This is a genomic window from Streptomyces sp. AF1A, assembly GCF_047340315.1.
Classification (GTDB): domain Bacteria; phylum Actinomycetota; class Actinomycetes; order Streptomycetales; family Streptomycetaceae; genus Streptomyces.
On record NZ_JBLEBI010000205.1, the window covers coordinates 1 to 11,621 of the forward strand.

12 protein-coding genes and 1 pseudogene are annotated in these 11,621 nt (G+C 69.6%); 7 read left to right on the forward strand and 6 right to left on the reverse strand.

Annotated elements, in window-relative coordinates:
• Window positions 1–333: 333 nt before the first annotated feature.
• Window positions 334–873 (forward strand): TIGR00730 family Rossman fold protein, encoded by a 540-nt coding sequence (locus ACLU3S_RS32370; protein ID WP_413955554.1) that lies wholly within the window; start codon window positions 334–336, stop codon window positions 871–873.
• Window positions 874–962: 89 nt separating this feature from the next.
• Here ACLU3S_RS32370 and ACLU3S_RS32375 read toward each other — a convergent pair whose 3' ends face one another.
• A complete protein-coding gene (locus ACLU3S_RS32375) occupies window positions 963–2,399 on the reverse strand; it encodes a PLP-dependent aminotransferase family protein (RefSeq protein ID WP_413955543.1) in 1,437 nt (478 codons plus the stop codon).
• A gap of 47 nt (window positions 2,400–2,446) precedes the next feature.
• On the opposite strand from ACLU3S_RS32375, the gene ACLU3S_RS32380 reads away from it, so the two are divergent.
• The 4 genes from ACLU3S_RS32380 to ACLU3S_RS32395 all read left to right on the forward strand — a co-directional run bounded on the left by ACLU3S_RS32380 (window position 2,447) and on the right by ACLU3S_RS32395 (window position 7,452).
• Window positions 2,447–2,947 (forward strand): carboxymuconolactone decarboxylase family protein, encoded by a 501-nt coding sequence (locus ACLU3S_RS32380; protein WP_413955544.1) that lies wholly within the window; start codon window positions 2,447–2,449, stop codon window positions 2,945–2,947.
• 96 nt (window positions 2,948–3,043) lie between these two features.
• On the forward strand, window positions 3,044–3,958 hold the full coding sequence (locus ACLU3S_RS32385) for an MIP/aquaporin family protein (RefSeq protein WP_413955545.1): 915 nt from the start codon (window positions 3,044–3,046) through the stop codon (window positions 3,956–3,958).
• Window positions 3,955–6,444 (forward strand): SpoIIE family protein phosphatase, encoded by a 2,490-nt coding sequence (locus ACLU3S_RS32390; RefSeq protein WP_413955546.1) that lies wholly within the window; start codon window positions 3,955–3,957, stop codon window positions 6,442–6,444. The genes ACLU3S_RS32385 and ACLU3S_RS32390 overlap by 4 nt, the downstream gene beginning before the upstream one ends.
• A gap of 135 nt (window positions 6,445–6,579) precedes the next feature.
• Window positions 6,580–7,452: an NAD-dependent epimerase/dehydratase family protein gene (locus tag ACLU3S_RS32395; protein ID WP_413955547.1), complete on the forward strand. Its 873-nt coding sequence runs from the start codon at window positions 6,580–6,582 to the stop codon at window positions 7,450–7,452.
• A gap of 168 nt (window positions 7,453–7,620) precedes the next feature.
• Here ACLU3S_RS32395 and ACLU3S_RS32400 read toward each other — a convergent pair.
• Window positions 7,621–7,842: pseudogene (locus ACLU3S_RS32400) on the reverse strand (transposase); the annotation flags it as partial.
• Between the two features lie 410 nt (window positions 7,843–8,252).
• Between ACLU3S_RS32400 and ACLU3S_RS32405 the strand changes: the two are divergent.
• On the forward strand, window positions 8,253–8,498 hold the full coding sequence (locus ACLU3S_RS32405; protein WP_413955548.1) for a Smr/MutS family protein: 246 nt from the start codon (window positions 8,253–8,255) through the stop codon (window positions 8,496–8,498).
• Between the two features lie 393 nt (window positions 8,499–8,891).
• Window positions 8,892–9,263 carry a helix-turn-helix domain-containing protein gene (locus tag ACLU3S_RS32410; protein ID WP_413955549.1) on the forward strand — a complete coding sequence of 124 codons (372 nt, stop codon included), beginning with the start codon at window positions 8,892–8,894 and terminating at the stop codon, window positions 9,261–9,263.
• Here the strand turns inward: ACLU3S_RS32410 and ACLU3S_RS32415 are convergent, their stop codons facing one another.
• The 4 genes from ACLU3S_RS32415 to ACLU3S_RS32430 all read right to left on the reverse strand — a co-directional run bounded on the left by ACLU3S_RS32415 (window position 9,264) and on the right by ACLU3S_RS32430 (window position 11,100).
• Window positions 9,264–9,557, reverse strand: a complete 294-nt coding sequence (locus tag ACLU3S_RS32415) for a hypothetical protein (protein ID WP_413955550.1) — start codon at window positions 9,555–9,557, stop codon at window positions 9,264–9,266. It lies immediately after the preceding gene.
• A 48-nt stretch (window positions 9,558–9,605) separates the two neighbouring features.
• Window positions 9,606–10,337 carry an IS3 family transposase gene (locus tag ACLU3S_RS32420; RefSeq protein WP_413955551.1) on the reverse strand — a complete coding sequence of 244 codons (732 nt, stop codon included), beginning with the start codon at window positions 10,335–10,337 and terminating at the stop codon, window positions 9,606–9,608.
• Between the two features lie 8 nt (window positions 10,338–10,345).
• Window positions 10,346–10,603, reverse strand: coding sequence for a helix-turn-helix domain-containing protein (locus tag ACLU3S_RS32425; protein ID WP_413955552.1), 258 nt, complete (start codon window positions 10,601–10,603; stop codon window positions 10,346–10,348).
• A gap of 284 nt (window positions 10,604–10,887) precedes the next feature.
• A complete protein-coding gene (locus ACLU3S_RS32430; protein ID WP_413955553.1) occupies window positions 10,888–11,100 on the reverse strand; it encodes a hypothetical protein in 213 nt (70 codons plus the stop codon).
• Window positions 11,101–11,621 lie beyond the last annotated feature (521 nt).

Genomic DNA, 11,621 nt, shown 5'->3' on the forward strand with positions numbered 1-11,621 from the left:
TTAGCGCTGCACGGCCGGAACACCCCGCGTTCACGGGTGTGCTCGCCGAGCGTCTTGGACATCGGGCGCGCGACGACCTGTCCCAGGACACAGAACGACCGCGCGCATCCCCGCCCGTCAGCCGCTCTTCCTCAAGGGAGCAAGGTACGGAGAAAGGCGCGGCAGACGATGCAACGGGCTTGCGCAGGTCGGCCCGGCAGTACTGTGAGGCGTCGACCACAGGTCACGGTCGGCGGCCGGGATTGGTCCCCTCTTTGTCTTCGTCATTGGCCCTGGCTCATGTGTAGTCGAGCGCATACGGTCGAGATCGTGATCGCTGCAACCCCCACCACCATGAATATCTGTGTTTTCCTCTCTGCCGCCGACCTCGACAAGCGCTACACCCAGCCGGCTCGCGAGTTCGCGGAGCTGATGGGCAAGGGGGGCCACACGTTGGTGTGGGGCGGATCCGATACCGGGCTGATGAAGGTCGTCGCCGATGGAGTCCGGCAGAGCGGGGGGCGGCTCGTCGGGGTCTCGGTCAGCTTTCTGCGCAAGTGGGCCAGGACTGATGCCGACGAGATGGTGTTCGCCAAGGATCTCGCCGAACGGAAGGCCGTACTGCTCGCCGAAGCGGATGCACTGGTGGTGATGGCCGGCGGCCTCGGCACGTTGGACGAGGTGACCGAAATCCTGGAGCTGCGCAAGCACGGACTGCACGACAAGCCGGTGGTGCTGCTGAACACGGACGGCTTCTACGACGGCCTGACGCTGCAACTCCGACGGATGGAGGAGGAGGGCTTCCTGCCGCTGCCCCTGGCCGAACTGTTCTTCCCTGCCGCCTCGCCCGTCGACGCCTTCACTTACCTGGAAGAGTGGGCCGGCAGGCGGTGAGGCGACTGCCGCGTTCCGGCCCAGTGGCCCGGCGGCAGCTCGGGACCCGGCGTCGGCCTGGTGACACAGCCACGGCCCTGCGGTCCCGCCTACGGCATCACCCTGCACAGGGTGTCCAGTGCGCCCGCCCACGCGCTGTCCGAGGGAGCCGCGTAGTTCACCACAAGGGCGTCCTGTTCGGGCAACTGCCTTTCCAGATCCGTCGCTTCGTGGCGGAACTCTGCAAGGCCGCTGACCGCGAGGCCCTGGCGGGTCGCCGCCTGGACGACCGAGCGCTCGGTTCCGTGCGGGAGTTCCACGACCGCTTGCAATCCGGCTGCGATGCCGGCCACGCGGACGTGCGGCGCTCTCTGCGCCAGGGCTGTGACCAGTTGGTCGCGGCGGCGCCGGTAGCGCAGTCGCATCGAGCGCACATGACGGTCGTACGCACCTGATGTGATGAACTCTGCGAGCGTCAGCTGCTCCAGCGCACTCGACATGTAGTCGCCGTGGCCCTTGGCCGCGGCGATCTGGGGGACCAGTTCCTCAGGGAGGACCATCCAGCCGAGCCGCACGCCTGGCGCCAGCGACTTGCTCACCGAGCCGAAGTACACCACTCGGTCCGGGTCCAGGCCCTGCAGGGCTCCCACCGGCTGTCGGTCGTACCTGAATTCGCCGTCGTAGTCGTCCTCCAGGATCAGCCCGTCGGCGGCTCGCGCCCAGTCGACAGCTGCGGCGCGCCGGTCCGGGCGTAGTGCGCCGCCTGTCGGGTGCTGATGCGCGGGGGTCAGAAGCACCGCGCCGATCTCGGGCACGTGCGTCAAGTCTTCGGTGCGCGCGCCGTGTTCGTCGACGTGGACAGGTGGGGTGCGAAGGCCGGCGCGGGTCAGCAAGTCGCGATAGAGGTCGAGGCCGTAGGCCTCAACGGCTACCGCCCGGACCTGCCGCGTCTTGAGTACCTGCGCCATCAGGGTCAGCCCGTGGTGGAAGCCGGAGCAGATGACGATCCGGTCCGGCTCGGCGTGGACACCGCGGGCTCGTGCCAGATAGTCCGCGAGGGCAGTGCGGAGCTCCACTCGGCCAAGGGCGTCTCCGTAGCCGAAGGCGTCGTGCGGTGCCGCGGTCAGAGCGCGGCGCGAAGCGGTGAGCCATGGTGTGCGGGGAAAGCTCGCGAGGTTCGGGGCACCAACCCGCATCTCGTACCTGGGACGGCGTGGGGCCGGTTTCGTGCGGGGCGCGGCGGCCGTGGCACGTCGCGGCTCCACTCGCTCGGCCACGCGGGTCCCGGATCCTTGCTGGGCGGTGAACCAGCCCTCGGCGACGAGTTCGGCGTAGGCGTCGGTGACGGTGTGCCGGGAGACACCGAGGTCGGCGGCGAGTGAGCGTGAAGGGGGCAGCCGGGTGCCGGGCGTGAGCCGCCCCGTCCGTACGGCTTCCCGCAGTGCGTTTGTCAGCCCGACGCGCAAGCCTGGTCCGCGCAGTTCCAGGTGCAGGTCGGTACCCGATACGGGGGATGAGTCACCAGAATTGGTCCCGGGTTCTGCCATGACAATGGACCCTACTCCGGTGCCAGATGGTACGTAGCGTTGAAGGCATGAACACCATCGAAGCACCCGCAGGTACGGAGCGTCCGGTCGAACACACACCGCGCCTGGACTGGGCCAAGCTCCACCCGGAGGCCTTCAAGGCCATGATCCGCCTCGACGCGGCAGCCAGGCACGGCCTGGACCCCGCTCTGCTGGACCTGGTCAAGATCCGCGCCTCGCAGATCAATCACTGCGCCTACTGCCTCGACATGCACAGCAAGGACGCCCTCGCGGCAGGTGAAACCGCCGAGCGAATCATCCAACTCGACGCATGGCGGGAGTCCAAGCACTTCTACACGGCCAGGGAAATCGCGGCGATCGAACTGACCGAGGCGATCACCGTCCTCACCGACGGCTTCGTCCCCGACGAGGTCTACGCCAGGGCCGCCGACGAGTTCGACGAGACCGAACTGGCCCGCCTCGTCGTCGCGATCACCACCATCAACGCGTGGAACCGCTTCGGCGTCTCCACCCGCCTCGTCGCCGGCCACTACACCCCCGCCGGGTGACAGGCCCGAACGGGGCTCGGAACGACCGGGCCCCGCCGTTCCGGCCGTAGGCCGGCTTCATCCCGTCTCGCACGAAACCAACGCCAGGAGCTTTCGGTGAGTACCGTCACTTCGCTGTCCCGCCGGCTGCGGTTGGCGCGTGCCGTCGACGAGTTCGTACTCGCCACCGTCCTGCTGTTCCTGGCGGTGACGGTCGTCCGGTGGCTGCGTGACCCGGACTCCGCCGTGTGCGTCGGCGACCTCGACGTCGCGCTCGCTGTCATCGGCGTCCTCAGCGGGACCATCCTCACCGGGCTGATCCTCAGCCCGCCCGGCCGGCGCAGTGGGGGCCACATGAATCCCGCCGTGACGGTCTCCCTGTGGCTCATGGGCGCCTTCCCCGGGCGCGGCGTCGTGCCCTACGTGCTGGCTCAATGTGCCGGTTCCGCGGCGGGGACGGGTCTGGCGCGTCTGGTGTGGGGATCTGCCGTCTCGCTGCCGTCGGTGGACTATGCCGCCATCGTGCCGGCACCCGCGTGGCAGCCCGCGTCCGTCTTCGTGGCCGAGGCGGGCAGCATGGCGATCATCATCGTTGCCGTCGGGTTCGCCATGGCCCATGCCCGCACTGCACGCCTGGTGCCGTACGTCATCGGGCTGTCCGTCGCCCTGGTGATCGCTGTCCTGGGCCCCCGCAGCGGTGGCTCGATCAACCCCGCCCGCGAGTTCGGTCCTGCCGCACTGGCCGGGCAGAGCACCGATCTGTGGATCTACCTGATCGCCCCGGTCCTGGGAGCGGCCTTGGGGACCTGGCTGCACCACGTTCTCAGCCGGTGCCGGCCGCAGCCGCACACAACGCGGATGCCGGCAAGCAGGCCGTCGTCGCCAGAGAGCGGTATCGCTGTTGAGGGTGTGAACCGACGGTCCTCCCACCAACTGCATCGGCTCGGACGGGGTTCCAGCCCAGTGATGGACCTGGACCACTGCACAGCCGGGGAGACCGCATCACCTGGGGGCAAAAGGGAGACCCGATGAACCACTCCGTAGGAACGGCAGTCTCAGAAGGCCAGCCGACCTTTGAGGCAGCCGACGTTCCGATGGCCCTCCTCGACGGAGAGGGGACGGTTGTGGGATGGTCGCGGGTCGCTCAGCGGCTCGTCGGCTACTCGGCCGCGGAGGTGGTGGGCCAGAGCGTCAGCATTCTGCTGGTGCCCGCTACCGACCAAGTGCAGCCTTCGCGGCCTGGGCACCAGAACACGCTGGGGGGCCGCGGGTTCGAGCATGCGCAAGTCCGCCACCGCGACGGTCACAGCATCGATGTGAGCCTGTGCGTGTCATCACTGTCCGGAAGGGACGGCCTGTCCTCGTGGCTGGTCTGGGCAACCGACCAAGCCGTACTCCCCCCGCGTGCGGCCGAGGGTACGGGGGCGGTGTCACTCCCGGGCGCACTACCGCTGCCAAGCCGCCCGCCGGTCGGCGTCGTCGTACGTGATACGCGACTGCGCTGCATGTGGGTGGACGAGATCCAGGCCTCAAAGGACGGCATCCCCCTTCACCAGCGGCTGGGCCGTCGGCTGACGGAGGCGGCGCTCGGGGCTGATGCCGAAACCCTCGAGGCGGTGATGCACCACGTACTGAAGAGCGGCAGCCCGGCGCTGAACGTGGACTGCCGACCCCGCATGCCGGCGCATGGGCACAACCACCGGACGTTGACCACCTCCTTCTTCCGCCTCGACGATGCCCAAGGTCACGCGCTGGGTGTATGCGCCGTAAGCGTGGACGGCCTCGAAAGCGGCCGGGCGCGAGAACGGCTGGCGTTGCTGGGCGAGGCCAGGAAGCGTATCGGCACCACCCTGGACGTCATGCAGACGGGGCAGGAACTCGCCGACCTCGCCGTACCGCTCCTCGCGGACTACGTCACCGTCGACCTGGCGGAGTCCGTCCCGCTCGGCGAGGAGCCCCTGGCCCACATCGCTCCACAAGACGGACACATTCCCGTCTTCCGCAGGGCGGGACTGGCTTCGATCCACCCCGGAGAGCCGGAATCCCTGTTCGCTCGGGGAGAGCCGGTGTTCGTCCCACCCACTTCGCCGTTCACCGGCGTCCTGCGCTCCGGAAAGTCCCACTTCGAGCCCGTACTGGACACATACCGCGGCACATGGCCCGGTCACCACGACGCAGGGCGCGCGCAAAAGATCCGCGAACACACCATGCACTCGTTGATGGTCATCCCGATTCACGCCCGAGGCGCCGTACTGGGCGTGGCGGTCTTCGTGCGGACGAAGAACCCGAGGCCATTCGAGGAGGATGACCTGCTCCTGGCCGAGGAACTTGTGAGCTGGTCCGCACTGGCCCTCGACAACGCGCGCCAATACACGCGCGAACGCTCTGCGGCTCTCGTCCTGCAGCGTCTCCTGCTCCCGCACCATGTCTCAGGCGGATCGGCCGCCGACGTGGCCTGGCGCTATCTGCCGGCCGACAGCCATCATGGCATCGGCGGTGACTGGTTCGACGTCATCCCGCTGTCCAGCGCCCGGGTCGCCCTGGTCGTCGGCGACGTGGTCGGGCACGGCATCAGCGCGGCGGCGAAGATGGGCCAACTCCGCACCGCTGTGCGGACCCTCGCCGACATGGACATGCCCCCTGACGAGCTGCTTGCCCGCCTTGACGAGCAGATCACCCACCTCATCGAGACGAAAGCCGGCCCCGGGCAGCCGGCCGAGCCCGCGATGGCTGCCACGTGCCTCTACGCCGTCTACGACCCGGTCACCCGGTGCTGCACCATCGCACGGGCCGGCCACCCGCCACCCGCGATCATCGACCCGCACGGCAGCGTCACCTTCCCCGACCTGCCTGCCGGCGCTCCACTGGGCCTCGGTCTGGTCCCCTTCGAATCCGTGACCCTGGAATTGCCCGAGGCAAGCGTGCTCGCCCTCTATACCGACGGACTGATCGAGGCCCGCGACCAGGATGTCAGCGACGGCATGAACCGCTTGCGCGCTGCGCTCGCACAACCCGGCCTCACGCTCGAGGACCTGTGCTCGTCCGCGGTGGACACACTGCCGACCAAAACGCCGAGCGACGATGTGACGCTCCTCCTGGCACGGACTCGCTCCTTCAGCCCAGGCCAGATCGCCTCCTGGCGGCTCCCGAGCACGCCTGCTGCCGTCGCCCGGGCCCGGGCCCTGGCCACGCGCCAACTGACCCAATGGAAACTCGAACACCTCGCAGAGTCCACGGAACTGATAGTCAGCGAACTGGTCACCAACGCCATCATCCACGGCAACGGCGACTGCATCAGCAGCCGCACCATCGGCCTGCGACTCATCCGGCACGAGATGCTGACCTGCGAAGTCTCCGACGTCAGCCACAGCCACCCACAACTGCGCCACCCCGGAGCCGCCGAGGAGCACGGCCGCGGCCTCCACCTCGTCACCGAACTGGCGCGCAGATGGGGAACCCGCCACATCCCGGACGGCAAACTCGTCTGGGCTGATCAACAACTAGCGGTCGGCGCGTGAAAAACCACCCGAATCAAAGCACGAGGGGATCAAAGATCTAAGCCATAATCCATAGCCATTCATAATATCCACACCTCCCCTTGAATCGCGTCTCCTCGAAGACCGATTCTCTTACCGAGTGAAGGAGTGATTCCCATGCGCATTTTGATTGCCGGCGCCACCGGAGCGGTCGGCCGACTGCTCGTCCCGCTGCTACTGGACGCCGGACATCACGTCACAGGACTCTCCCGGACGCCCACAGGAGCCGAGCGCGTGCGACGCCAAGGCGCCTCAGCCGTCCAAGCCGACGTATTCGACGCAGACCGTCTGCTGCAGGTGATGACCGAGTCCGCACCTGACGCAGTGATTCATCAGCTCACCGCCCTGTCGGACGCAGACGGAGAAGCGACCAACCGGCTGCGTCGGGAGGGGACACGCAACCTGGTCGACGCAGCCAGGGCCGCCGGGGTGCGAAAGATCGTCGCTCAATCAATGTCTTGGGCGTACGCGCCGGGAGAAACACCGGCGGACGAGACCGTCCCGCTCGACATTGGGGCAGCGCAGCCGCGAGGAGGCATGGTGGACGGCATCCGCGCGCTGGAGGAAACCGCCGCTCAGCTGGAGACTGCCGTGGCGTTGCGATACGGCATCCTGTACGGCCCCGGCACCTGGTACGCGCCGGGCGGCGCAGTCGCCGCGGCCCTGGCAGGTGACCCGACCGCCCGTCTGCTCGCATACCTCGAGGCGGACCGCTCCGTCACGTCATTCGTCCACGTCGCCGACGCTGCAAGAGCCACCGTCGCTGCCCTCGACTGGCCCTCGGGCCCTGTCAACATCGTGGACAACGAGCCGGCCCAGGGTCGCCAGTGGCTGCCCGTCCTGAGCGAAGCCCTGGGCGTCCCTGCCCCCGAAGCCACTTCAGGGCGGCAGAACTGGGCACGGGGGGCGTCCAATGCCCTGGCCCGGTCCAGAGGATGGCAACTCGAACATGAGACGTGGCGCCACGGCTTCGCAGCACAGGACGCCTGACCGAACACGACCTCTCTCGCACGACCTCCTGGCGGCCACCAGGCTGCGCGCTCCGAACGTACCCCCACGCCGGGAGCCGCACTCACGATCCGTTCCGCAGGACGAAGACGGCAGCTGTAGGGTCTCCGTGGCCGAATCTCACGAGCGATGGCCAAGCGGAGGCCACCCGCTCCCGGCGCGGGTGTCCCACTCGCGTGGGCGGTAGCCGTTGCGGTGGTTGACGCGTTCGTCGCTGACCTGCCCGTATTCGGCGTTGCAGAGGGCGTCAGCCTCGGCGGACATGAGGGCGTCGGCGAATGTCTTGATCATCGCGCGCAGCAGATCGGGACTCGCCGCGGCGAGGTTCTCCTCGGCGAGGGCGTGCAGGGACAGACTGTCGGGTGCGGTCATCGTGCTGATCTCCTTCGAGCTTCGACAACTCGAAGATCAGCCGGTGGCCGTTCTCATATCCGGGCACTCACTCCGACGCCAGGCCGAACACCCGGATCAGGTGGGAACCCGTACACCACTTCCCAGGACGCAACCCGGAGGACTGGAAGCAGTGGCGAGCCATACTGACGCGCCTTCGCGCAGTGCTTGCCCCGCCACCCCCTTCCATTGCTCTCTTCGATGTTCAGCCGTAACGGAGCGTCACTCAGCACGGAAGTTGAGCCAGAACCGGAACTCGTGAACACAGCCAGAAGTCGCTGCCCGCGATGTCCGGCATCCGGGTGCACGCGTCAGACTTGCTGTCATCGCCTGTCATCGCTGCACGCACCGGTTGGGCTCGAGGGCCGCGGCCGCGCAGGAGAGGAGTCGTCGTGCTCAGCCTGGATCTGCATCCGATCTTCCGGAACAACCGCGACATCGAGCTCGCCCTGCGCCGGTTCATCTTCGCGGCCGCCCGCTCCGGGGACCCGGTCGCCGAGATCATTCCGGGAAAGGGGTCGGGGCAGCTTAACCGGCGCGTGATGGCCTTCCTCGACCAGAAGCACATCCAAAAGCTGTACGTGCGCCGGGAGACCGATCCGGGCAACACCGGCCGCATACTGGTGCACTTCACCTAGCCCGCAGCCGACGCGCCTGGTGCGGTGGGGCGGCCATCGCCTGCCGTGCGGCGCTGCGGTGTGAGCAGGGCCGACCTCGCAGGAGGGCCGGCGGTGCGACGCCGCAGGGGGTTTCGCCGGTTGCCGCGGTGCGTGGCGGGCAGGGCGGCCGGCCGGGTGCCGGGGGCATGGCGCGGGTGCCCGGCGCGGCTGGTGGCGGGGCGGTGGTCTTGGCGGATGTGCTCGTGCGTGCGCGGCGGCCGGCCGTGCTGGTTCGCGGGTGGGGGCGGAGCCGCGTGGCCGGGGGCAGGGTAGCGCAGGGCGGGGGTGGAGAAGAAGGTGCAGAACGCCCTGGCGGCAGGGCCGTTAGACTCGGTGACAGGCGGTGGCTCCCTCTTCACAGGAAGAACCGGCGTGCCCAACTCACTGCAGGAAATGATCAGGCGCAAGTTGGATCAGAACGGCTGGTCCTACAGCGATGTGGCGCGCCGCGGTGGCATCTCCCGTTCGACGGTCCATCATCTGGCGACGTCGGCGCGGCTGGCGCAGATGCCGCAGCAGACCACGGTGGAGGGCCTGGCCAGGGGGTTGGGCATCCCGGTGGGGCCGGTGCAGCGAGCCGCCGCCGAGGCGGCGGGCGTCAACCTGTATCTGCAGGATGCGCCCGAGGCGGCGGATCCCGAGGTGGCGATCCTGATTGCGAGCGTGCACAAGCTCAGCCCGACGGATCGCCGGCACGTGGCCGTCCTGGTGGAGTCGTTGCTGCAGGCGGACGGCACCCGGTAGTCACGGCGAGCGTCTGCCGCGCACCGTGGGGGCCGTCACTTTTGCCGAGCAAGGCAGCGTGCGTGCCGCCTCGATCCAGTCGATGACGGCGTGCACGGTGGAGCAGTCGAGTTCGGCCAGTGCGAAGACGGCCTGGACGTCGGCGGCGGCCAGGGGAACGCACACCCGGTCCAGGGCACCGTACAGGCGCAGCCGGTGAGCGTGGGCGGTGGAGGTGTCCTGCCTGGTGTGGAGGCCGGCTCGGGGGCCGGCTTGGGGGCCGCCGGTGGCGGGCAGAGGTGGTGTCGTGTCCAATGTGATCCGCCTTGGTGGAAAGGGGGCCGGCCGGGTGGACGGCCCTTTTCAGGTCTGCCGGGTGAAGTTGTCGAGGAGGGTGCGCAGCCGGTCCTCGAGCACGTGGGGGCCCGGCCGGCAGCAGGCGCCCAGTGCGCGGCGCAGGGTGTGCCCGAAGGCGTCGGCGACCGCATGGTCGTAGCGGTCGCCGGCCCCTTTGCGTACGGGGCCGCAGCTGAGCGAGCCGGCCCGCTCGGTGAAGGAGCAGGCCGGCAGGGCCTCGTGCGCGCCGTGGGCGGCGGCCGGTCGGGTGCGGGCGGCGCGGGCGAGGGCGGCCGCGAGGGCGTGGTGGACGAGGGCGCGGTGTGCTGTCGTGGCGGTGCTGTAGCCGATCAGGCGGCCGGATGCGGCATCCAGGACGACGGCCGCATGCAGCGCGCCTTCGGGCGTGGTGAAGGCGAGCACGTCGACGATCCAGCGCGAGCCGGGGGTGCGGGCGCCCTCCCGCATGCCCGGTGCGTGCCGGCGTCCTGCCTGCCCGCGCAGCCCGGCCTCCTTCATGAGGTGCTCCACGGTGGTGTGGCCGACCTTCAGGCCGTAGTGGTCGAAGAGTTCCTGCCGCACCCTGCGGTATCCGTAGGTGGAGTTGGAGGCCTGGTGGATGTCGCGGATCAGGCGGGTCAGCCAGGCGCGGCGCAGCGCGTGGGGCGAGGGGCCGCGTGCGCGCCAGGCGTAGTACCCGGAGGGGGAGACGCCCAGGAGTGCGGCGATCCGGCGCGGCGAAGAGCCCTGCGGCACCATGCGGTGGATCACCTCGTACCGTCTTTTGGGGGCATCAACTGCCGCATCGTGGCGATGACGTCGCGGCACAGCAGGACTTCCCTCTCCAGTTCGTCGATGCGGGCGCGGGCGCGGGCCAGGTCCGAGGCCGGCGCACCCGAGCGCCGCCAGCGGTAGACGGTCTGCACGGGGATGCCGAGTTGCCGCGCCACCTCCTTCACCGGGTGCCCTGCCCGCAGCAGTTGTTCTGCGCGGGTACGCAGGCCCTGGGGGTGTGGACTGCTCACGTGAACCCACTTGTTCGTGCCGCTTGAGGTCATGGACGGGCGGAGGGATGCGTGCGGGGGCCGGTGCACCCCGCCGGCGTGCTGCCGGCAAACACCCCGGGCTGCCGTCCGCCCGGCGTTCGCGGACCGGCCCGCCCACGGAGCGAGCCTGCCCAACTGCCGGGCGCCGCAGAGACTGGCCGCCCGCAACCTGCACGCTCACCCGGCATGCCGGGTGAGCCCGGATCCCCGCGGCGCCGCAGGGGCACGCCCGCCCGGGGGTGCCCCTGCGCCGGCCCGCCGGGCTACTGCCGGACGCTGATGGCCTGGGAGGCCTGGGACTGGGCGAGCGCGAACGGCGCGTTCTGGTTCACCGCCATCGACTCGTTGTGGGCGTCCACGTGCGCGATCTTCTTCGAGACGGTGGTCATCCTGGTGAAGTTGAACGAGAACCTGCCCAGCGCCTCGCGGCCGGGCAGCAGTTCGGCGGTCTCGGCCTCGAGCCGGTCGTTGTTCATGGGGTGAGCCTTTCGTGAAAGGACGTCAGGGAAAGGGACGGAGGCGAACGCGAAAGCCGGGCCGGGCGCAGCCGTCTGCTCCCCGCCGGCCCGCCCGGCGCTGCCGGCCACCGGGCCGCCGGCGGTCAAAGGAGCCGCACCGCGGGCGCGACGTGCGTCGCACGGACCCCGGCCGCCCGGTCGGTCACCCCGGGCGGCCGGCACCCCCGGGGACCGCGCAGGCACGCGCCGACCCCGCCGTCCAACCTCTCTGGACGATTCGTCCAGAGAGCCTGGACAGTAGCCGAAGGGAAACGGCCAACGCAAACCGCCCATGTCCGACATTCGTTCAAAGGCGTGTGCCTGTTCCCTTCCCGGTCCCGGGCCTCAACAGCCCGCACCACGAGGGTGCGTTGCCCCCGCCCGGCTGCCCGATCGGCGGATGCGGCGTGCGCCGGGGTGCGAGGGCGGCGCCGGCCGGCCGCGTGAGGACAGCGGGACAACGCCGTGGGGCTGCGGGATGCGCGCGCCCCCGGGCGGCC